The organism is Oceanospirillum beijerinckii DSM 7166 (assembly GCF_000422425.1).
GTDB lineage: Bacteria > Pseudomonadota > Gammaproteobacteria > Pseudomonadales > Halomonadaceae > Oceanospirillum > Oceanospirillum beijerinckii.
The window spans coordinates 50576-73489 of the sequence record NZ_AULT01000022.1; the positions used below are offsets into that span (position 1 = coordinate 50576).

Annotated in this window: 19 protein-coding genes; 7 read left to right on the forward strand and 12 right to left on the reverse strand. The window is 49.0% G+C overall.

Annotated elements, in window-relative coordinates:
• Positions 1-22: 22 nt before the first annotated feature.
• The gene (gene oadA, locus H579_RS0107670) at positions 23-1828 is read left to right on the forward strand and encodes a sodium-extruding oxaloacetate decarboxylase subunit alpha (protein ID WP_028300191.1); all 1806 of its coding nucleotides are present in this window, start codon (positions 23-25) and stop codon (positions 1826-1828) included.
• Between the two features lie 86 nt (positions 1829-1914).
• The gene (locus tag H579_RS0107675; protein ID WP_028300192.1) at positions 1915-2571 is read left to right on the forward strand and encodes a carbonic anhydrase; all 657 of its coding nucleotides are present in this window, start codon (positions 1915-1917) and stop codon (positions 2569-2571) included.
• Positions 2572-2701: 130 nt separating this feature from the next.
• Here H579_RS0107675 and H579_RS0107680 read toward each other — a convergent pair whose 3' ends face one another.
• The 4 genes from H579_RS0107680 to H579_RS0107695 all read right to left on the reverse strand — a co-directional run bounded on the left by H579_RS0107680 (position 2702) and on the right by H579_RS0107695 (position 7333).
• On the reverse strand, positions 2702-3343 hold the full coding sequence (locus tag H579_RS0107680; protein ID WP_036565678.1) for a response regulator transcription factor: 642 nt from the start codon (positions 3341-3343) through the stop codon (positions 2702-2704).
• The gene (locus tag H579_RS24730; protein WP_245583228.1) at positions 3340-4944 is read right to left on the reverse strand and encodes a PAS domain-containing sensor histidine kinase; all 1605 of its coding nucleotides are present in this window, start codon (positions 4942-4944) and stop codon (positions 3340-3342) included. Before H579_RS24730 ends, H579_RS0107680 begins: the two co-directional genes overlap by 4 nt.
• A gap of 75 nt (positions 4945-5019) precedes the next feature.
• Positions 5020-6657: an acyl-CoA synthetase gene (locus H579_RS0107690; protein ID WP_028300194.1), complete on the reverse strand. Its 1638-nt coding sequence runs from the start codon at positions 6655-6657 to the stop codon at positions 5020-5022.
• A 241-nt stretch (positions 6658-6898) separates the two neighbouring features.
• Positions 6899-7333 carry a MaoC family dehydratase gene (locus H579_RS0107695; protein WP_028300195.1) on the reverse strand — a complete coding sequence of 145 codons (435 nt, stop codon included), beginning with the start codon at positions 7331-7333 and terminating at the stop codon, positions 6899-6901.
• A gap of 184 nt (positions 7334-7517) precedes the next feature.
• On the opposite strand from H579_RS0107695, the gene H579_RS0107700 reads away from it, so the two are divergent.
• Complete coding sequence (locus H579_RS0107700) at positions 7518-8909, forward strand: malonyl-CoA decarboxylase (protein WP_028300196.1); 1392 nt, start codon at positions 7518-7520, stop codon at positions 8907-8909.
• A gap of 163 nt (positions 8910-9072) precedes the next feature.
• Here H579_RS0107700 and H579_RS0107705 read toward each other — a convergent pair whose 3' ends face one another.
• Positions 9073-10002, reverse strand: coding sequence for a LysR family transcriptional regulator (locus H579_RS0107705; RefSeq protein ID WP_028300197.1), 930 nt, complete (start codon positions 10000-10002; stop codon positions 9073-9075).
• A gap of 205 nt (positions 10003-10207) precedes the next feature.
• Between H579_RS0107705 and H579_RS27740 the strand changes: the two genes are divergently transcribed.
• Positions 10208-10660 carry an acyl-CoA thioesterase gene (locus H579_RS27740; protein ID WP_051227418.1) on the forward strand — a complete coding sequence of 151 codons (453 nt, stop codon included), beginning with the start codon at positions 10208-10210 and terminating at the stop codon, positions 10658-10660.
• Positions 10661-10777: 117 nt separating this feature from the next.
• The gene (locus H579_RS0107715; RefSeq protein ID WP_028300198.1) at positions 10778-11236 is read left to right on the forward strand and encodes a MaoC family dehydratase; all 459 of its coding nucleotides are present in this window, start codon (positions 10778-10780) and stop codon (positions 11234-11236) included.
• A 317-nt stretch (positions 11237-11553) separates the two neighbouring features.
• On the opposite strand, the gene H579_RS0107720 is transcribed toward H579_RS0107715, so the two are convergent.
• The gene (locus tag H579_RS0107720; protein ID WP_342662781.1) at positions 11554-13374 is read right to left on the reverse strand and encodes an ABC transporter ATP-binding protein; all 1821 of its coding nucleotides are present in this window, start codon (positions 13372-13374) and stop codon (positions 11554-11556) included.
• 178 nt (positions 13375-13552) lie between these two features.
• On the opposite strand from H579_RS0107720, the gene plsB reads away from it, so the two are divergent.
• Positions 13553-16201, forward strand: a complete 2649-nt coding sequence (gene plsB / locus H579_RS24740) for a glycerol-3-phosphate 1-O-acyltransferase PlsB (RefSeq protein ID WP_051227419.1) — start codon at positions 13553-13555, stop codon at positions 16199-16201.
• Positions 16202-16297: 96 nt separating this feature from the next.
• Positions 16298-16756 carry a gas vesicle accessory protein GvpU gene (gene gvpU / locus H579_RS0107730; protein ID WP_028300200.1) on the forward strand — a complete coding sequence of 153 codons (459 nt, stop codon included), beginning with the start codon at positions 16298-16300 and terminating at the stop codon, positions 16754-16756.
• 127 nt (positions 16757-16883) lie between these two features.
• Here the strand turns inward: gvpU and H579_RS0107735 are convergent, their stop codons facing one another.
• The 6 genes from H579_RS0107735 to H579_RS24750 form a co-directional block, all read right to left on the reverse strand.
• On the reverse strand, positions 16884-17702 hold the full coding sequence (locus tag H579_RS0107735; protein ID WP_028300201.1) for a class I SAM-dependent methyltransferase: 819 nt from the start codon (positions 17700-17702) through the stop codon (positions 16884-16886).
• A gap of 3 nt (positions 17703-17705) precedes the next feature.
• On the reverse strand, positions 17706-18503 hold the full coding sequence (locus H579_RS0107740; RefSeq protein ID WP_028300202.1) for an undecaprenyl-diphosphate phosphatase: 798 nt from the start codon (positions 18501-18503) through the stop codon (positions 17706-17708).
• Between the two features lie 210 nt (positions 18504-18713).
• Complete coding sequence (tsaB, locus tag H579_RS24745; RefSeq protein WP_245583229.1) at positions 18714-19487, reverse strand: tRNA (adenosine(37)-N6)-threonylcarbamoyltransferase complex dimerization subunit type 1 TsaB; 774 nt, start codon at positions 19485-19487, stop codon at positions 18714-18716.
• A gap of 44 nt (positions 19488-19531) precedes the next feature.
• The gene (locus tag H579_RS0107750; RefSeq protein ID WP_245583230.1) at positions 19532-20524 is read right to left on the reverse strand and encodes an alpha-L-glutamate ligase-like protein; all 993 of its coding nucleotides are present in this window, start codon (positions 20522-20524) and stop codon (positions 19532-19534) included.
• A complete protein-coding gene (locus H579_RS0107755; protein WP_028300204.1) occupies positions 20521-22035 on the reverse strand; it encodes an inactive transglutaminase family protein in 1515 nt (504 codons plus the stop codon). The genes H579_RS0107750 and H579_RS0107755 overlap by 4 nt, the downstream gene beginning before the upstream one ends.
• Positions 22035-22847, reverse strand: coding sequence for an ATP-dependent zinc protease family protein (locus H579_RS24750; RefSeq protein ID WP_051227420.1), 813 nt, complete (start codon positions 22845-22847; stop codon positions 22035-22037). The genes H579_RS0107755 and H579_RS24750 overlap by 1 nt, the downstream gene beginning before the upstream one ends.
• Positions 22848-22914 lie beyond the last annotated feature (67 nt).

Genomic DNA, 22914 nt, shown 5'->3' on the forward strand with positions numbered 1-22914 from the left:
GGCGATTGCAGGAGAATAGATCATGAGTCATGGGAAAAAAGTTGAAGTCACCGATGTCATCCTGCGGGATGCCCACCAGTCCCTAATTGCAACACGGATGCGCACAGACGATATGCTGCCTATCTGCGAAAAACTGGATCAAGTGGGCTACTGGTCCCTTGAAGTCTGGGGCGGTGCGACCTTTGACGCTTGTGTGCGTTTTCTGAAAGAAGACCCCTGGGAGCGTTTACGCCAATTGCGTGCAGCATTGCCTAACACTCGTTTACAGATGCTACTACGCGGACAGAACCTGTTAGGCTATCGCCACTATGCCGATGATGTGGTTGAGGCTTTTGTAGCAAAAGCGGCCGATAACGGTATTGATGTGTTCCGGGTGTTTGATGCCCTGAATGACGTACGCAACCTGGAAACAGCGATGGCGGCGGTCAAAAAAGCAGGTAAACATGCCCAGGGCACCATCTGCTACACCACCAGCCCGGTACATACACCAGAGTTGTTTGTAAAACAGGCCCAGGCGATGCGCGATATGGGGGCCGACTCCATCGCCATTAAAGATATGGCGGGTTTGCTGACCCCTTATGCCACCTACGATCTGGTTGCTGCACTGAAAGCGGAACTGGATCTGCCGGTTGTGGTACACAGTCACTCTACCGCAGGTCTGGCTCCTTTATGTCAGCTGAAGGCCATTGAAGCCGGTGCAGATCGTATTGATACTGCGATCTCCTCCTTTGCCAGCGGCACCAGCCACCCGGCTACGGAAGCCCAGGTTGCGGCCCTGAAAGATTCCGATTATGACACGGGGCTTGATCTGGAACTGCTGTCAGAGATTGCCGACTACTTCCGCGAAGTACGGAAAAAATATCACCAGTTTGAAAGTGAATTTACCCGCGAGGATGTCTCGGTACAGATCAACCAGGTACCCGGTGGTATGATGTCCAACCTGGCCAACCAGCTGAAAGAGCAGAATGCACTGGATAAGATCCGCGATGTGTTCGCCGAGATTCCACGGGCACGGAAAGACCTGGGTTATCCGCCACTGGTCACACCAACCTCTCAGATTGTCGGCACCCAGGCCGTGTATAATGTTTTAGCCGGTGAGCGCTATAAAACCATCACCAACGAGGTCAAACGCTACCTGCAAGGGGGCTATGGTGCCGCACCGGCTGAAGTGGACAGCCAGCTGCAGAAAAAAGCGATTGGTAATGAGAATGTTGATGTGGGTCGCCCTGCGGATCTGCTGCAGCCGGAGCTGAATAAGCTGCGTGCTGACATTGGTGATCTGGCGCTATCGGAAGAGGATGTACTTACCTATGCCATGTTCCCGGACCTGGGGCGCGAGTTCCTGCAACAACGCGCTGACGGCAGCCTGAAGCCTGAAGAGCTGCTACCAGTCGATAGCGGTCAGGGTAGCAAACTGGGACAAACCAGGGCATCAGAATTTAAAATTGATGTCCACGGCGAGACCTACGAGATTGCCGTGACCGGTATTGGTGATCACGGTGCGGGCAAACGGAAAATCTATCTGTCAATGGACGGTATGCCGGAAGAGGTGATTTTCGAGCCGCTCAACGAGTTTGTCTCAGAAGGTGGTAACAGCCGTAAGCGGGCCAGTGAGCCGGGCCATATTACTACGGCCATGCCAGGTAATGTGGTTGAGGTGCTGGTGAAAGAAGGCGATAGTGTTGAAGCCGGACAGTCGGTACTGGTCGCTGAAGCGATGAAGATGGAAACTGAAATTCATACCAGCATTGCTGGCACTGTACAGGCTATTCATGTTACTAAGGGTGACCGTGTAACTCCGGGTGAAGTTTTAATGGAAATAGGCTAAGTACCCGTTTCTGATCGCAGCCTGTCAAAACGGTGGCGGGCTGCAATTTACCCCCCCCTTTAGCAATTTGTATTAGAGAGTAAGCAGTGGACAGAATCGTCAAAGGCGTATTGAATTTTCGCCAAAATGTATACCCCCAGCATAAAGACCTGTTTGGTACACTGGCCACTGGGCAGAGCCCCGATGTATTATTTATCACCTGTTCCGACTCCCGTATTGATCCGAATCTGTTAACAGGCTCTGATCCGGGTGATCTGTTTATCTGCCGTAATGCCGGTAACATTATCCCTCCCCACAGCAACGAGACAGGTGGCATGACAGCCTCTATTGAGTATGCTGTCGCTGTACTGGGTGTACGTCATATTATTATCTGCGGCCATACCGATTGTGGCGCCATCAAGGGGGCTCTGGACCCGGATAATCTGAAGGGACTTCCCCATGTCAAAGAATGGCTGGGCCACTGCCGCTCTGCAATGGAGATTGTGCGTGAACGCCATACTATTCCCCTTGATCAGGGCGTTCCTCATGAATTGCTTAATGAAGCCATTGAAGAAAATGTGCTGCAACAGGTTCAGCATATTCGTACCCATCCTGCTGTTGCTGCCAAGATAGCCACGGGTAAAGTGCAGATTCATGGCTGGATCTACAATATTAAGACAGGTGGTATTCGTTGCTGCCAGCAGAACGATACCCTGTTCAGTAACTTTGATGATCAGTACGCAGATATAATTGAACAACTGTAATTCGGCTGGTCGCGTCTAAGATAAGGTTTGCTGAAAGTATTAATAGGTAACCGTTATTTTTAGCGGAAAGATCCGAACATCAAGCTCCTCTGACCAAAACAGTCGAGGGGCTTGATGCTCCAGCAGCAACTTAATCAAGAGAAGAGATAAGCCCCAGGCTCAGTGCAATATGGATCAACTCAGGAAGTGACCCTGCCTCCATTTTGGCCATCATATGGGCTCTATGTCCCTCAACCGTTTTCTTGTTGATGCCCAGCTCATCAGCCATTTCCTGGTTTGATAAACCTTTGACCACCAGCTCAAATACCTGACGTTCACGCTTGGTCAGGCTGTCGTAGTGAGCTTGTTTGCCGGACAGTTCCTGCTGCTTGATACGCCGCTTAGCATCTTTATCTAAGGCGGCCTGGACATAGTCAATCAGGGTTTGATCATCAAAGGGCTTTTCAATAAAGGTGACAGCCCCTTGGGTCATGGCAGTCACTGCCATATCAATATTACCGTGGGCCGATATCATAATCACAGGCAAGTCAATGTGATGATCTGCCAACTTTTTTTGTGCACTGATACCACTCATTCCCGGCATGCGCACATCCATAACAATACAACCCGCTGCATCCTTGGGGTATTGCTCGAAAAAAGCCATCGCGGTGTCATAACAGCTCACCTGCAGTCCAACAGATTCCAGCAGCCACTTTAAAGACTCCCGAACATCCTGGTCATCATCAACCACATAGATAGTCTGGGAGTTACTGGTCAACACATTTTCACTCATCTATCTCTATCTTCTCTTACATGCTTCAAGGTAAAGCTGAAACACGCTCCACCTGTTAATCGGTTTTCAGCCCAAAGCTGTCCGCCATGACTCTCAACCAATGAGTGGCTAATCGCCAGGCCCATACCCAATCCCTTAGGCTTAGTTGTAAAAAACTGCTCAAACAGTCTGTCCTGAACGTCTTCTGCGATACCTTCACCTTCATCTGAGACTGAGATCTGTACCTGTCCCTCGTTATCTAAACAAGCACTGACCTCTACCTCAGGCCAAACCGCATCCTTGTTATCTGACTCACTTATGGTACCAGAGGCCTCTATCCCATTAATCATTAGATTAAGCAGGATCTGCTCCAGCTGAATTCTGTCCGCATACACACACAGGGAGGTATCCTTAACCCGGTTGACGACCCTGACTTGATGCTTTTCAGCTTTCGCGGCACAAAATTCTATCAGATCAGGAACCACATCACTAAGACGTATCAACTCTCTGTGTGGTTCCTGTTTACGGGTAAAGTTCATAATACGATGAATCAAGCTGCCTGCTCTCATCGCCGTATCAGACACTTTTTTGAGTGGAAAAGCCAATTCCGACCAGGCGATCTGATCCTGATTACCAAATCGACGCTGTATTCCACTGACATAATTAACAATGGCCGTCAGTGGCTGGTTCAGTTCATGGGCTAAACCTGAAGCCAGCTCCCCCACCGCGACCAGACGTGAGGCATGATTAATCTCATCCTGATAACGTTTCAGTTCCGCTTGCACCTGTTTTGTTTCACTCAGATCCCGGGCCACTAAAGAAAAGTATTCTAACTGCCCATGAAAAGAGTAGTGGGCTAATAGCTCCAATAAAACCGGTATCGCTTCTTGCCGCCCTCCCTGCATATTCAGCTCGGCGCACCAGGGTTTACCTTCTTTTACAGCAGGTAAACCTTGTTCGCTGAGTACATCAAAGCTTTCTTTAGTTAACAGATTGGCCAAATTAAGCTGATCGTTTTTGATCTGATGCAGCAACAGGGTATTTTGCGCGGCTTCATTCAGATGCGAAACCTTCAGATCAGGAGTGATAAAAGTAACCAGATCACTGGTTCTTTCCAGGACACGTGCAAGCCGTTGATTGGCCTGCTCTGTTTCAATTCGATGACTGGCATCCCGGGAGACGACGAGAATCTCTTTTAGCTCACCGGTATCCTGATCCCTGATACTCCGGCTGGTACTTTCCAGCCAGGTGTACTGGCCATCTTTTCTGCGAAAGCGATAGGTATGGGTATACAAGCCCCGTTCATAACTGACCGTCGGACTTCTGCGTTTGAAATCCTCAACATCATCCGGGTGATAAAGCTCATAGGCGGATAAACCGATAATTTCATCCACCTCATAACCCAACAGGTGAGTGACTGCAGGTGACGCATAGATAAAGCGCCAGTCTTCGGGGGTATGCCGGGAGATCATATCGGTGGACTGCTCTGCCATCTCGGCCAGCAATCTGTTTCTCTCAGCATCTCGTGTTAGATCAGAGGGCTGAACGAGATGTGAGAAAGGCTCTGTCATATCACACTGAGAGTCTGTAGGGTTACTGATCGTATATTGACTAAGCAGCATCTTACCTTACCTCTTCAATGTGCTCAATTGAAGGCAGGTTATCGCTCGATAAACGATAACCTGCTGACAGTTTGATCAATCCAGCGCTTTGACCTTATCCCTTAAGGCAAACTTTTGGATCTTCCCGGTCGATGTTTTGGGCAAGATATCAAAGAGCACTTTCTTAGGGCACTTGAAGTGGGCCAGATGTTCACGGCAGAAATCGATAATGTCCTGCTCAGAGGCATCCATACCCTCTTTTAATGTGACAACTGCGCAGGGCACTTCACCCCAGAACTCATCTGGTCGGGCCACAACAGCCGCCTCCAGTACAGCGGGGTGACGGAAAAGAGCATCTTCCACTTCGATTGTCGAGATGTTTTCCCCTCCCGAAATAATGACATCCTTGAAGCGGTCCTTAATTTCGATATAACCATCAGGGTGTCTTACCGCGATATCCCCAGTGTGAAACCAGCCATCTTTAAAGGCTTCATCCGTTGCCGTAGGATTGGTCAGATAGCCTTTCATAATGCTGTTACTGCGGATCAAGACCTCGCCCTGAGCCTCACCATCCATAGGAACCGCCTGCCCTGTGGCCATATCCGCAACCATCAGGTCTGCCACCCCCGGCGCTCTGACACCCTGGCGAGCCATTTTTTTCGCTTTATCCGGTAAAGGGAGCTGCTGCCACTCTGGCTGAGGATCACAAAAAACGCTGGGACCATAGGTTTCTGTCAGGCCATAAGCATGGACCACCTGAATACCCAGATTTTCCATACCTTCGATCACACTGGCAGGTGGTGCCGCGCCTCCTGTGGTCACAGTAACAGAATGGTTCGCCTTGATACGCTGATGCTCTGGCGCATTAATCATCATATTCAGCACAACCGGAGCACCGCAAAAATGGGTGGCCTTATGGCGATCGATGGCGGTAAAAATTTGATCCGCACGGACATGACGTAAACAAACGTGCGTACCCGCCACTGCGGTCACAGCCCAGGGATAACACCAGCCATTGCAGTGGAACATGGGCAAGGTCCACAGATAAACCGCATGCTGCGGCAATTGCTGCCCCATGATATTGCTGACGGCATTCAGGTAAGCTCCACGGTGGTGATAAACCACTCCCTTGGGATTACCTGTGGTCCCCGAGGTGTAATTGAGCGTAATAGCCTGCCATTCGTCTTCCGGCAGCTGCCAGCTGAAGCCTGAGTCGCCCCTTGCCAGCAAAGCTTCGTAGCTCATTTCACCCAGCAGATCACCCGTGACATAAATATCATCAACATCAATCACCTGAGGTTTATGCTGACATAACGCCAATGCCTCAGCGACGGTGGAGGCAAACTCCTTATCGGTAAACAAGACCTTTGCCTGACTATGGTCCAGCATAAACGCGATGGTTTCAGCATCAAGCCGGGTATTCTGCGCATTGAGCACCGCACCCAACATAGGCACGGCAAAATGCAGCTCCAGCATTTCCGGTATATTTGGCAAAATCGCCGCTACCGTATCATGAGTGCCTACCCCCAGCTGACTGAGCGCCGATGCTAACCGGATACAGCGCTGATAGGTCTCTTTCCAACTCCGTGTGACATCGTTATAGATGATCGCCGTGCGCTCTGGATAAACCATGGCGGTACGGCGGATAAAATCAACGGGAGTCAGAGGAATATGATTAGCTTCATTCCTGTCCAGGCCTTGTGTATATGGGCTGTTATTTTTGTTATCTGTCATGATTACTTCCCCTGATAACAGCAAATCACTCTTCCTGCTCTTATCTTAGAAACTGCTGACTGAACGCCTGCATTAATTAACATGGTGATTTCCAAACCTGATGATGCGCCCCCAAATTGCGCATCATCATGGAAAACCATCCCTCTCTCATAAGAGATAGTCTCAAGTGCGAGCAACTAAAACAAGGGTTTACCCTTGAAAAACCTCACTCAAAACTTAATCAATAGAGGTAATCTGCTGATTACTGGACAGGTTTTCGGTCAACCATATTGGTCGCAAAGCCTTCAGCAACGACTTTATTGTTGACCCGACAGATGGTTTCCAGACGAACGCGGCGACGCTCTTCATTAATTTCCACAACGGTCGCTGTTGCCACAACAGTATCACCGATATGAACAGGAGCTTTAAAAGAAAGCTGCTGATCGATATAAATTGCCCCAGGCCCTGAAAGCCTTGTACCCAGCACCGCTGAGATCAAACCAGCACTGAACATACCGTGGACAATTCTCTGCTCGAACATGGTCTGTTCAGCGTACTCAGCATTGATATGAACAGGGTTATCATCACCTGTAATACCCGCAAAAAGCACCACATCAGCCTCGGTAATCGTCTTGGCATAGCTGGCCTTCATACCCTCCTTAAGATCTTCCAGATATAGACCATGCAGTTCAGTCATCATCTCTTGTGACATTGTCTTCTCCTGACATTTTTGTTGATAGAAACAATAGTATTTGCCAAAGACTACACACAAACCCTCTTAAAACCAAGTATAAACCCTTGGTTTTTTAAAAAAGGTTTGCTAACCTGCACAGCAACAAAGGGTTGAACTCCTGTACTCAAAGCGCTGAATGAGGTGAAACATGCAGGCAAAAGAAAGCAGCATCCTGGAAAAAACCATTCTCAAACTTCTGCCTCTTTGGCGTGACTCGAACGAGGGGCGCCGATCCCGGGATCAACTGGAATTGTCAGAGGATTTAACCGCAGCGGATGAACAGGTGCTTAAACAGTGGATCGATGCCTGCCTGTCGGATGAAGGTGGCGAGGTTGCCGCGCGGGCAAAAGCAGCGGCCTTAGGTAATGGCTTTCTGTCGCTCAGTGATAAAGGCCGTATGCGTTTTTTAAAGCTGCTATCGGAGCATTATGGCACCAATGAGCAACAGCTCAGTGAACTGATTCAACAGTGGCAGACCACCTCAGGCAATGAACGAAACCAGCTTGAAAGCTCATTAAGAGCGGCACTTGAGCCCGTACGGATGAAGTTACTGACTCAATTCAGTGAATTACCACAGGGAGTAAAGTTTCTCGTGGATATGCGAGCCGAACTGTTGGCACTAAAAAAAGACGCCCCTGAACTCACACCTTTGGAGCAGGATCTAAAGCGTCTGCTAACTTCCTGGTTTGATATTGGCTTATTGCAGTTAGAGCAAATCACCTGGCATTCCAGTGCCGAAATACTGGAAAAACTGATCGCCTATGAGGCCGTACACGCCATTCGTAGCTGGGATGACCTGAAGAACCGATTGGATTCGGATCGAAGATGTTTTGCTTTTTTCCACCCGAGCATGCCCAACGAACCTCTGATTTTTGTTGAAGTAGCCTTGGTCAACGGTCTGTCCGATAACGTGCAGCATCTATTGGATATCTCCGCACCGGTAGAGGATATCAAACAAGCAGACACGGCTATTTTTTACTCTATTTCCAATGCTCAGAAGGGGCTGGCGGGTATTAGCTTTGGCAACTTTCTGATTAAGCGCGTAGTAAAGCTGCTACAAGCCGAGTTTCCTCAGCTCCAACAGTTTTCCACGCTATCTCCTATCCCAGGCTTATGTCGCTGGATACAAAAAGATCCTGATCTCTTGGCTGAGCTGAGCTGGCTGGAAAAGCTACAAAGCCAACAAATCAGTGATGCCCAGATCACTCCGGCACAAAAAGAACAGCTCATGACCATTGCAGCCTATTACCTCTCATCTGTCAGACAGCAAAACAAACATGGCAGGGCCGGTAGTGCTAAAGATCCTGTCGCTCACTTTCACCTGAGTAATGGTGCCCAGCTGGAGCGCCTGAACTGGATGGCGGATAGCTCTGTTAACGGCTTAAAGCAATCCGGCGGACTGATGGTGAACTATCTCTACAAACTGGAAAAGATCGAAAGTAACAGTCGCAAATACAGTGAGCAGGGCACGATCAACATATCCGGCAAAGTGCGCAAGCTGTTAAAAGCCCCGGCGCTGAAGCTCAAAGAAGCCAGCTAGTCCAGTAAAGAGCAACTCAAATTTCTCTATCGGAAGGGTATCCCCCTATAGCGTAGACTCGGCATTAGCGTAGGCTCGGCATCTCTTTTTGAACGGGGATCGATCACGTCTGCCATTCCCGTTGTATGACTGGCTTATCGTCAGATCACTTGATCTGCACATTTCACTCACTCTGTATTATCCGTTTAGGGTGGCTGTAAATCGTTTGGTAAACAAAACCCCGAAACCATTTATGCAGCGGATCGTGGTGCATACGGGCGTGCCAAAACATAGAGATATCAATAGCAGGGATCTGAAAGGGTGCGTCCAGCACTGAAAAACGGTCCAGATCCACATAGCGGCGAATAAAGTTTGCCGGTAGTAAAATCATAAAGTCGGTTCTGGCGATAATTTCCAGGGCCGCAAAGAAGTGAGGCACCCGTACGGCAATCTTCCGAGCCATACCTTGCTTTGCTAATAGCTCGTCAATATCACTATTGCCGCTGCCGGTAGGACTGATCATGGCATGATCCTGCTGAAGGTAATCCTCCAACGAAATGTAGTGTTCATGAGGATGTCCACGACGTACCAGCACCTGAAAGTGGTCATGGGCAACCACACGCTGGAAGATATCTGCAGGAGGCTCAGTCGCCCCACCAATAATCAGGTCGACTTTGTTATCTTCCAGCTCCGTTAACAGATTAGAACGCCAGTCCAGGGCTGAGAGTTGCACATTGGGTGCCGCTTTATTCAACAAAGGCACCAGACGGGGAAGAATACTATGGCTGCCGTAGTCTGTTGTTGCCAGGCGTATACTGCCTTGATAAGTAGCGGGGTCAAAGGCATCTGGAATCAACAGTTCACTGACACCTTCCAATAACTTATTTAGCTGTGGCTGCAGCCGTTCTGCTTTTGTTGTCAGGGCAAGGTGTTTGCCGGACTTTACCAATAATGGGTCATCAAACATCTGGCGTAGTTTTGCCAGAGTACGGCTCACCGCCGATTGGGTCAGGTTGAGTTTTTCTGCAGTCTGGGTGACATGCTTTTCTTCTAACAGTACCTGTAGTGTCACCAAGGCATTGAGATCAAATTTTCTTAAGGTCTTGATATTCATCCGTTACCCCAAATATCAGTAGATGGCTATCAGTCCTGCTTCCACGATGCCGTATAGTACGCTTACAAAGTTAATGATTAATAATCATGACAGTCATTTCAACAATGAATTTAACTTATGCGTAAAAAGAGTCAACAATAGTTTCAATTCTGGTTCCACTGCATTTGAAAGCCAGATTGTTGTTTGAAGAATATCGGAGAAAACCATGTCTCAGAATGGTGATGCACTGTATCAGAAAGAGTTTGAAGTTCGTTGGTCCGATTGCGATGCCAACCAACATATGCGCCACAGTGCTTATGCCGATCTATGTGCACACACCAGGGTCGGTTTTATGAATCAGATCGGCATGACTGCCGAATGGTTAAAAGAGCAGGGGTTAGGCCCTGTTCTATTTAAAGAAGAAACCGAGTATTTCCGTGAGCTGTTTATGGGTGAGCAGGTCACAGTAACACTGGAGCCTGGAGAGCCCACCGGTTCACAGAAGTCCATCCAGGTTGTTAATAAGGTCTATCGTCAAAACGGTGAGATTGCCGCTGTACATAAAGCAGTTTTTGGTTGGTTTGATAGCGAAAAGCGCAAAGTAGTCGAACTGCCCGAGCGTATCCGTCAAGTCTGTCTGCTGGAGTTTCAGGCCTTGCCGTCCGGTAATGATACTTAAGCATTCAGAACACAGGGCTGAAGAGTGTCCGAAGTAGTGACAGTATCTGAGGCCAGCATTAAGCGGCAGGAACAGCAGCCAAGATATAACATCAGACATGCCTGACAGGAGAGATAAGTGGAGCGATATTTAGATGATTTTATTCAGGGCGAGGTAATCACAGGCCCTGGATTCACACTGAGTGAAGGTCAGGTTCTGGATTTTGCCCTGACCTATGATCCGCAACCGTTTCATATTGATGCCCAGGCCGCAGCTGAAAGCCCCTATGGCGGGGTTATCGCCAGTGGTTTTCAGACACTGTCGCTGTGTTTTCGTATGATCATACAGTCTGGAGTGTTTAAAGCGGTCAGTATGGGGGGCCCGGGTATTGATGAATTGCGCTTTTTAGCACCGGTTCGCCCTGGAGACACGATCACACCAAGTGCGGAAATTATTGAGGTAAAACCTTCCCGCTCTAAGCCGGATCGTGGTGTACTGCGCATTCAGTTCAGAGGTTATAACCAACACAGAGATGAAGTGATCAGTTTTATTGTCATTATGATAGGACGCCGACGTCCAGAGCAGAGTGAGAAATAACCATGATTTCTCTTCCCATACAGGGAATGGCACATCAAAAGCTTTTAGCGATGGACAACAGCTATTCAGGCAATCAGTGAAATTAAGCTTTGCATAGAACCGATTTGGGTGACATAGCCCGGCAATTGCTGTCATTCGACCCTGTTCATTTTTGAACAGGGGTTTTTTTCGTCATTTGATTGTTAAAAATGACGGTGATATTCATTAACAGGTTTATTGCATCACCTACCTTTCAGCCAGTTCCTGGGAAGTCGATAATCCTGTTTCAGATGCCCTATGATGGCCTCAATCGCTTTTTAGCTTTTGTTTTGAGTCTGCTAGTGGGTTTGATGCTCACCATAAAGTTTGTGATAAATGCCACCTTGCTCAAGCAGCTCATCATGACTGCCCTGCTCCATAATACAGCCATCATCAAACACATAAACCTTATCGGCTTGTTTCACCGCACTCAGTCGATGCGCAATAATCAGTGTTGTGAGCCCCTGCAGGAACTGCTCCAAAGCACGATGCAGTTTCGCCTCGGTCTCTGTATCCAGAGCTGATGTGGCCTCATCCAGGATCACCACCTTAGGTTCTGCCAATATCATACGAGCAATAGCCAAACGTTGACGCTGACCACCGGATAAACGTAAACCTTTCTGCCCCACCAGAGTAGCTAACTGCTCATCCAGCTCTTCAACAAAGTCTTTTAGCTGAGCAATCTCCAACGCTTGCCAAAGCTGTTCATCATCAAAGGTTAGCCCCAAAGTCAGATTATCTCTGATCGAACCATTAAACAGGGCTGGATGCTGCAGTACTGTTGCGACAGAATCACGTACCTGTTGTAAACCGATCTGCTCTATCGGTACTCCACTAAAACTGATCTGCCCCTGTTCCATGGGATAGAGACCCAAAATCGCCTGAACCACGGTAGATTTACCACCGCCACCGGCACCTACCAAAGCCACTTTTTCGCCAGGCTGCACCGTTAGACTCACGCCTTTAAGTACCGCTTCATTATCACCATAGCGAAGATGAAGATCTTTAATCTCAATACTGGCGGTCTCGGCAGCTGCGAAAGGATTAGTCTGGCACGGATAAACCGGCTCCTGTTGCAGGGATAACAGGTTATTTAACCGCCCCGTTGCCGCCTTGGCCGCAAACCAGGAGTATTGAATTCCCAACACTTCCTGTACTGGCCCCATCATAAACCACAGGTAGCCAAATACCGCCAGCATCTGTCCCACGGTCAGATCAGAGAACAGCACCATAAGCATCGCCAGAGCGCGAAACAGATCAAAACCGAATAGAAATACCAGAAAACTTAAACGACTGGTGGCATCGCTTTTCCACTCAAAATTAGCGGAATGATCTTTAACCGCCTCTGCTTTACCCACCAAACGCTGAATATAATGACCTTCCCGGTTACTGGTTCTTAGCTGCTGGATCACGTCAAGCGTTTCTGATAGTGCCAATTGGAAGGCTTCAAAAGCCGAGTTCTGGCTTTTCTTCAGTTGCTTGACATGTTTGCCCAAGCGCATGGTGACCCAGATCACCAGAGGATTAAGCAGCAAAATAAACAGCGCCATCTGCCAGTGCATCCACAATAGAATGACAGCTGCACCTATCAACGATAATACTGCCACAATAAAACGACTGACCGATGAGCTGATAAAGCGGTCAATCGTATCAACATCCGTCACAAGATGAGACGCCACCGCACCGCTACCGAGCGTTTCATACTCCGCCATAGAGATACGCTGTAAATGCTGCAGTAAACGTCGGCGCAACATAAACACCACATCTTTTGAGATCAGGGTAAATTCCCGGGTTTGCCAGACGTTTAACACCAAAGCGACCAGACGCATCGCAATCGTGGCAACCAACACCAGAGAGATATACAACACAGGACCGTGCCAATCACTGGGAAATAACCCATTGGACCAAGCGATCAGCTGCCCCGGCTGATCCAGTAAAACTTCATCGACCAACAAAGGAATCAATAGGGGCACAGGCACACTGACCACCGTTGCAATAATCGCGATCAGATTGGCCAGGATCAGCTCTTTTTTATGCTGCTTCACCACCTGCCATAAACTGGCAGGGCTGATCTCCGCCATTTCACGTTCAGCTTTATCCGGTAAGGGTTGGTATTTCAAAAGTGATCTCCGTAACGCCGAAATAATTCGGTATAGGCAGCCTCTGCACACCATAGATGAGAGAAGCCTTTAACTCTTTTAACACGTATACTAACGGGCTTAATGACATTGTAATGACCAGGCGGTTTTGCCTGCTCTAGCCGGCTCTTCAGTAAAAATATTCAGGAAGCTATACGAGATGATGCGCCCAGCCAGTTCTGTTGAATCTGATAATACATTACTCAACCGACTGCAAAATGTTGCCTTACGTGCCTTACAAGCACTATTGATACTATTTATCCGCATTCGTTTCCACGGCAAACAACCCGACGGTTTTCAACTGGATATTGCTAAGCCGACAAGCAGCAGTCAATCTGCAGAGCCCCCCCAAGCCTCAACCCGTATTTGCTATGTGCTATCCAGCAAAAGCCTGACTGAGCGTCTGCTGCTGTCCTACATCAGTCGTAAGTTTACTCTACCTCATTCTGAACAACCCCTCATCTTTACAAATGATCAGACGGGCCACGACGCTTACTATGAGAGCGCCAGCTATCTCGCCCTGCATCGTGGTTATTATCGCCAGCTTGGACTATTGGGTTCATCCGGCTTACCCCTGCATTCACTCTCACCACGTCTCGTTAGAATTATGGCGCACCTGCTTGATCATCCTGAGCAGGATGTCCAACTGGTTCCCGTATCGATCTTCCTGGGCCGCTCTCCTGGAAAAAGTCAAAACAAACGTAACCTTTTTAATGACCAGCGAGGCTGGCTGCGCCAGGCAATAAAACGGTTCAGTGATATCGTCTTCCATGGTCGTCATACACTGGTCCATTTTGCTGAACCCGTTTCCCTTCAGGAACTGATTAGCACCAGCGAACAAGTCACGTTAAATCAACACTGCCGCAAAGCGGCTCGTCTGTTACGGGTACACTTTCGCCAGATACGCCAAGGCATTCTTGGACCAGAGTTAACCGAACGTAAGCAACTGATCCATCAACTGGTTGACAGTGATGCAGTACGTTTGGCTATTCATCAGGCCGTCGAACAGAAGCAACTGAGTAAACATAAAGCTCAGGCCAATGCCCTGCGTTATGCTGATGAGATTGTGGCTAATGTTTCCTTTAGTACACAAAAGCTGTTTGATGTTTTGCTGAGCTGGCTGTGGAACCGCCTGTATGACGGTGTTGATATCCATAATATTGAGCAGGTGCAGGAAACCGCTAAACACAGTACGCTTGTTTATGTCCCTTGCCATCGCAGCCATATGGACTATCTACTGCTCTCTTATGCGTTATTCCATAACGGTCTGACACCCCCACATGTCGCGGCTGGTATTAATCTGAATATGCCATTGGTGGGCTCGCTATTGCGTCGCGGCGGTGCTTTTTTCCTGCGCAGAAGCTTTAAAGATAACCCGCTATACGCTGCGGTATTTTCCGAATACCTGGCCTATCTGCTCAATAAGGGTTACGCCACGGAATATTTTGTCGAGGGTGGTCGCAGTCGTACCGGTCGTACGTTAACCCCCAAACCAGGCATGATCTCCATGACCATTCGCGGCTATCTGCGCAACCCTCATCGCCAGATTAAACTGGTGCCTGTGTATATCGGTTATGAGAAAGTCGTTGAAGCGGGCACCTATCTGGGCGAGTTGCGCGGTAAAGAGAAAAAAGGTGAACCTCTGTTTGATCTGCTGCGTTCGCTAAAAACCCTGAAACAGCACTTCGGCAAGGTCAGCCTGTCATTTGGCCAGCCTATTGATCTGACCAATAGCCTCAATCATCATGTGCCAGGGTGGCGTGATTCTACGACAGGGCCGCGCCCTGAATGGTTACCGGAAGCCGTCCACCAAGTGGCTCAACAAGTCGCGGTTGGCATTAACCAAGCGGCTACCCTGAACGGTGCCAATCTAAGTGCACTGGCTCTGCTAACCTCAAGCCGCCTCACTCTGGAAGAAAGCACACTGCTGGAGTTTTTACAGCTTTGTCGCCAGCTGCATAATGACAATGTCGGATCGTCTCAAACGACCGCACAGCCGCCAGGCTCTTTGCCTTTATCAGCACCTTTATGTCAACAAGATGCAACTCAGCTGCTGGCAGAAGCAGAAAAGCTGCAATTGGTCACCCGTTTACCCCACAGCTATGGTGATCTGTTGCAACTGAATGATACCCAGGCTGTGCTGATGACCTGGTATCGCAACAATGTGTTGCATCTGTTTGCCCTGCCATCTCTGATCGCCTTCTGCTTTAACCAGCAACGGCAACTCAATAAAGTGACCCTGATAGAGCAGGTCAATCGTTTATACCCTTTGGTGCAGAAAGAGCTGTTCCTGCCCTGGCCAATGGAGCAACTACCTGCAGAGATTGAACGCCTGTGCCAATGGCTAATGGCGCAAAAACTCATACAAGTATCCGCAGACAACGACGAGCAACTTGAAATAAATGAGAATGATCAAGGCAAGCAAACTCTGTTAAAGATGTTAGCCAAACCCATTCAACCAACTCTGGAACGAGGCTATCTGATCATTGCTCTCTTACTGCACCATGACTCAGGGTATTTTGATCAACAACAACTGGAGCAGGAAAGTCAGATACTGGCTCAACGCCTTTCGATTCTGCATGGCCTGAATGCACCAGAGTATTTCCACAAACCTTTGTTCCAGCAACTGACTCAGGTTCTACTCTCTCTCGGTTACCTCTCTCTGAGCCAAGACAACAAAATCTGTTTCAACTCTCAACTTCTCAGTTTAGCGAATAAATGCCGCGATCTATTTGACCCCGCCATTCGACACAGTATTCAGCAGCTGACAGACAAAAAAAGAGAAGAAATCCACAAAACTATCGAATAACCCTATGATTACGATATTTTTTTTCACAAAAGCTGTGTTAGGATCAAGCCTACATATTCTTTTACTACAGAGCAGGGTTTATTCAGGAGAATTCTGATGAGCAACTCAACGGATCAAATGATTGCAACGAACAAAGACTGGTTTCTGGAAAGCCTGGTCACCACAGTAAACAACACAGGCCTTGAGATCGGTATCACCCTGCAAATGGATGGTTTCTTAGTATCTGGCTTCCTGGTAAACGGCGGCAAATACTTCGAAGGTTTCTCTGATGAATTCATCTCAGAAACAGCGGCCCATTTTGGTGACAATGAAGCACTGAGCACCATTCAGCAGGCTTTTAATACTTATGCAGGCATGTATGCACCCAAAGAGGGTGAAGAAGCGGCTGCCGATAAAGCCAATTATATCCACCTGCAGGATGCCCGTTTCTTTAACAATACCGGCGCCCCTATCCCAAATAACCGTGGTATGTGGTGGCGTGGTCGTCTGTCTGAGGTTAACGGCTTTATCCTGGGCACACTGAATGCCCAGAGCCCGGAAGAAGAACAAGAATAACCTCTTGTTCATGGCCGATAAAAAAGGAGCACTCAGTGCTCCTTTTTTATTGCCTGGATAAGCCTAAATACCATTATTCAGACACCAAATCACTGATGCTTTACACCCTGTCTAAGCTCCCCCTAAATCAGCCCTCTCCCAGACGCTTTTTAGTATAGATATCATAACGACTGGATTTGCCTTCCAGTACATAACTTGGCTCAGGGCCAGCAATAATTGGAGCTTTCCGCGGACGCTTAACTACCACACGATGAGTCGCGATCTCCAACGCTTTTGCCAGTAGCTGATCATCATCGGTATCCATCCCCACCAATTGATGAAAGAGCTTCATCTCTTTTTTGATCTCAGCACTTTTTTCCCGTGCCGGAAACATGGGGTCAACATAGACAACTTGAGGGTTAAAGCCCGTTTCCTCAACTACCCTGGCCAGATTCTCAATGGAGTTGCCCGGCTCCAGACGCATATGCTGGGTCACCTCAACCGCATCAGAATCCTCTGCGGCCCGATCCAGACCATCCTGTAATAGTGCTGCAACCACAGGATGGCGTTCCAGCAGTAACATCTCACAGCCTAATCCAGCCAACACAAAGGCATCCCCACCCAAACCGGCCGTCACATCAACAACAGAAGGTTTAACGCCTGATTTCATGCCGACCGCTTTAGCGATCATCTGCCCTTTACCACCACCAAACTGGCGTCGATGGGCAGACTTACCGGAAACAAAGTTAACCTGAATCGGCTTAGGGGCTTTTTTTCCGGTTTCACCCAGGCTCAGGCCATTTGAGCCCACGATCAAAACTAAGTCTCCAGTCGTCCGAGGAAGCTCGGAGCAGAGTTTCAGATCAAGATGCTCAGGTAAACATCCTTTTAGTTGCTCAAACCAGAACTCTTGCAGGGATTGGTAGTCAGCGCTTTCCGCCCACAACCAAAGAGGTATTGTTGTCATCAGTTACACCACAAACACAATCAGTGCGATACCTAATACCATACGGTACAGTACAAACGGCAACATGCCGACCCGATCCAATAAACGCAAAAAAAGATGAATACAGGCCAGCGCCGAGACAAAAGCAATAACACCACCAACCAATGTATGGCTAATTTGAGCCTCAGAGCCCACCTGATAGAGTTCCACAGTCTTTAGCAGGCCTGCAGCCAGAATTAAAGGAATGGATAACAGAAAGCTAAAACGAGCGGCTGCTTGTCGGGTCAGCCCCAGCAGCAAACCCGCTGTAATCGTAATACCTGAACGTGAAGTTCCTGGTATCAAAGCCAGCGCCTGAGCCAAACCGATCCATACGGCATCACGCATTCCCATTTCACCCTCACCACGGCTCTGTCGACCAGCTTTATCACTCCACCATAGCAATACACCAAATACCAGCGTCGTAATCGCAATAACCAGTGCAGACCTCAGGTGCAGTTCAATCAGATCCCCTAACAGGATACCGGCCAGGCCTGCAGGAATCGTTGCTACGATAACGGCCCAGGCCATATAGCTTGCCTGACTATGCTGCCGTAGGAAAACACTACGGCACCAGGCCAGAATCATCTGACGCAGATCTTGCTGGAAATAGAGCATTACAGCCATCAAAGTACCGACATGCACAGCTACATCAAAGGCTAACCCCTGATCCTGCCAGCCAAACACAATTGAAGGTAAAATCAGATGAGCTGAGCTGGAGATCGGCAAAAACTCCGTCAGCCCCTGAATCAACGCCAGAAAAGTAACCTGCAACCAATCCATTCTGTTCCCCTGATCATCATCGAAGATGAACTATCAATGATGACTATTATCAATCCACTGCCCAGACAATCATGTTGAAAAACATGGCAGCCGTGCCGAAAAACTGAGAAGAAACCATAAATGTTGTCAAAAAAACGTGAAGCCCCTATATCTCTCAGACCTGCCACATGATGTCTGACAACATCTCTCCCCTGCCTGGAATAAAGGTCGTTAAGTATTACCCTGCTCAGACTTACCGTGTGGACCTTCACCCTTTTTAAACGCCACGTTATCACGCAGATAAACCGGGATCGCCTCTTCTGCGGCCACACGAACACCCTGCAGCCAGTACAGCTCTGCCAAACGGGCAATATCTCCGGCTCGCGGCAACAGATCAGCGTTAGTCTGCTGCAATTGGCTTTGAATAATCGGTGAGAATTGATCAAACAGCTGCCAACCGGACCCCACGCCAACCCAGTCCGCATCCTGCAACTCTTTGGGTAAATGTTGCAGATCCACTCGATCCGGCGCGCACACCGCAGGCTCAGACAGACAGGTAAAACCATCGCCGTTCCAGTGATAAGCCGCCCAGTACACCTCACCCATACGAGCATCCAGCGCAGAAACGATATGACGGGAATAGGTCTCACGGTATTGGGTAAAAGCCATGGTTTCCAGCGTGGTCACAGGTACAACGGGCAGGTCAGCACCAAACGCCAGGCCCTGAACTACACCGGTCGCAATACGCAAGCCAGTAAAAGAGCCTGGGCCATTTGCAAAAGCAATTGCATCCAGCTGTTTTAACGACACACCGGCATTGGCCAGTATCTCCTGCACCATAGGTAGCAGCAGCTGAGTGTGTTTACGAGGAAGCAGTCTGAAATCTTCGACCACTTCATCATTCAGTTTTAAAGCCACGGAACAGGCTTCAGTGGAAGTATCCAGAGACAGGATGCGCGCCATAATCGCTAGTACCCAATAATTAAAAGAGCTGATTATACGCATGTCGTCAGCAGGAAGAAATCATCCTGTCAGGAACAGAAAGACCTTTAGAAACAAGCCTCGCGCAGAAAGTGCTGCTGACTGAAAGAGACCCGCTCCTGAAGAGAGAGCACGGTGAGCTGTCCTGAGTCCAACTGTTGCTCGATATATTTTAAACGGGGTAGCAGACCGCAGGCATTGGCGATCTGAATCGCTAAGCCGGGACGGGCATTCAGTTCCAGAATCATAGGTCCCCGTGTTTTATCCAACACAATATCGGTCCCGACATAACCCAGCCGGGTCATCTCCCAGGCACTGGAGGCCAGTTGCAATAACTCTGTCCAGTTATCCACCTGTAAAGTGCTTAAATCCGCTTGAGTATCGGGGTGATGCCGAATGGGATGGTCAAACTGTACAGCATTAACGGCACGGCCTGATGCAATATCCAACCCAACCCCAACGGCACCCTGGTGCAGATTGGCTTTGCCATCTGAAGCCGCTGTCGAACAGCGCATCATCGCCATCACAGGAAAGCCATGAAAAACCACCACGCGGATATCAGGCACCCCTTCGTAACTGAATTTCAGCAGACGGTCATCAAACTCAATCAGGCTCTCAATCAACGCCACATCGTTTTTGCCACCCAGAGAAAACAACCCCGCCAGAATATTACTGACATGGCGTTCAAGATCAGCACTGGAGACTTCAGCCCCGGACGGCTTGAAAAAACGCCCGTCATCCTGATGGGTAATCACCATAATGCCCTTGCCGCCTGAACCCTGAGCGGGCTTAATCACAAAACCAGACGCCCGAGGTATCAGCTTCTTTAACTGGCGCACTTCAGCCTGATTGTGAATCACTCCAATCAATTCAGGTACCTTGGCCCCGGCCTGAAGAGCAATCTGCTTTGTTTTTAGCTTATTATCCACCAGGGGGTAGAGCCTGCGATCATTATAACGACCGATATAACTGTGATTGCGCTGATTCATACCCAGCACGCCCTTTTGGGAGAGCTTTGAGGGCATTCGCAACCACTGCAACCAGTTGGCTTGTAACATCATCGCACCTCCGCCAGAGGGCGAAAGCGGCGCAGTTCCGTTAAGCGATAACCGGTGTAGTTCCCCAGGAGTAAAATAATCGCCAGAATCACTAACTGCAGCCCGACAAAATTAAAGGTCAAATGCGACACCAGTTCATGGGTCATCGCCAGATAGACCAGTACAGCCGTCAGTAGGGAGCCACCGCCCTGAACCAACACCTCTTTCGGGCCTTCTTCCTCCCATAGCACCGACATACGTTCAATGGTCCAGGACAAGATAATCATCGGGAAGAAGGTAATGCTTAAACCTTCAACCAAACCTACACGATACGCGATCACCGCCAATACTGAGATCATCAGTATCACCGCAATAATGACTGCCGATATCCTAGCCACCAGCAGCAGATTCAAGTGCGACAGATAGCTGCGAATCAACAAGCCCGTGCCCACAATCACCAGAAAGCCGACAATGCCAGTGAGCAGCTGCGTTTGCACAAAAGCCACCGCAATCAGCACCGGCATAAAGGTGCCCGAAGTTTTTATGCCCACGATAATGCGCAGAAACACCACAATCAGCGCGCCTACCGGTATCAGCATGATGGTTTTAAACATCGCCTGCTCTTCTACCGGCAGGCTGTGTATTGAGAAGTTAAGCAGATCTTCAGCCTGCACCTTTTCCCAGGTCGCCTGACTGGCGGGAATATCCTGCTCCAGCATTGAGAAAGAAATATCAGAGTGACGTCCACCCACCACATCCAGTAACGCCTGATAACTTTTCCCCCAAACCAGGAGTCTGTTATTCTGCCCGGCTTTACCGGTCACAGGGTCAAAGAGTAACCAGCGCCCGGTCTGCTCGGACCAAAGCTCAACCATAGGAGTCATGGACTGTCGTCGACGGCCGTCTTTTAATGCCAGTACGGGTACCACCCTGGCTGTCACGCCCTGCATCGCCAGCAGCGCGACCAAAGCCTGTTCACGTCGGATAGAATTGAGCAACAAAGCCGCATTCTGATTACTTTGATCATTAAACTGCATCACCAAAGCGCGGGCCAGAGTGACGGTATCCGCTGAGCGGCGATGGGCTTCTTCCAGTAAGGCGAGGGCCGCCGTTTGTCGCTGAGGCTCAAAGACCACAGGCTGTAACGGCGCATCAGGTGGGAGAGTATTAATTGCGGCCTGAGGATCTACCAGGAAACGGGCCTTATAGTAGATCAACTGCTCTTCACTGGCGCTGCGTATACTCCATTGCGCTGACCGTTCACCATCCTCCTCAACCATGGCAAAACCATAACCCTGGGAAGCGGTTGATTCATCGATCAATGTAAAACCAGCCTGAGTATCCGGGGCCTGCATCACCACATTGACCGGATCACCCTGAGCTATAAACTTAATACGCGCCTCAACAACCCACTGCTCGCGGGTTTCTTCGGGTGTCCAGGGCACACTATACACATCATGTCGGTAAATGCTGAGTCCAATTCCCACAACCAATAGCAGTAAAATCAGCAGATAAAATGGAATCCGGCGCGTCATCAGTTCATGTCTCCAGAATGATTCGTAGAGAGCTTTTGAGAGTGCTTTTGAGAGAGCTCAGCCGAACTGTCCACTGCCGGTTTTGCGCTATTGCGCTTAGCGCTGTTTTCGGTGCGTGCTTTACCCTGAATATAAGATCGTCCCACATCAATCAGCGCAATATCTTTGAAAAACTCGCGGCCCATCAACAACGGATAACGCATGTTGCGCCGGTCTGAGAGTGTAAACTCAACCTTCTGCCTTAACTTACCCACCTGAATCCACAGCTCAACAACAGCTCGCTTCTCGGGGGTTTCAGAGGAAGCTTGCTGGATCTGAGCCCAACGTAATATCGGCGCCTCCACAGTAAAGGACTGCTTGCGGGTCGTTAAATCAAAACGAATCCACTTCTCGCCATTGCGCTCAAATTGCACTTGATTAACAGCACTAATGGAAGAAGTCGTCGCTCCGGTGTCGATACGAGCTTTAAGGTGTTGATCTATGTTATCGATCCAAACCCATTCCCGACTGCCCAGAATCACCTTATCACGGTCCTGACTCAGCTTTTCTGCCACCATGGACCGAGGCATTTCTTCAGCCTGAGCCATAAGTTGAGTCTGTTGCAGCTGGGTTAACTGACTCAGCACTTCAGCATTATGCTTTTGTACTTTAGCGATCTGACGCTGCAGTTTCTCCAACTCCAGACGCAGGGCATGGGTTTCCTCCTTATTCTGGCGTACAGAAAGCATCAGAGGCTCGACATGAGTCGTTAAATCAGAGCGAAACTGCCTGAGTTCAGTTAATGTTTCCTGCTGATGACGTACCTGGGACATACATCCGGCAAGCCATAGAGAGGTCAGTAAAATAATCCACCGGCTAATCAAAAAAGCCACCTTGATT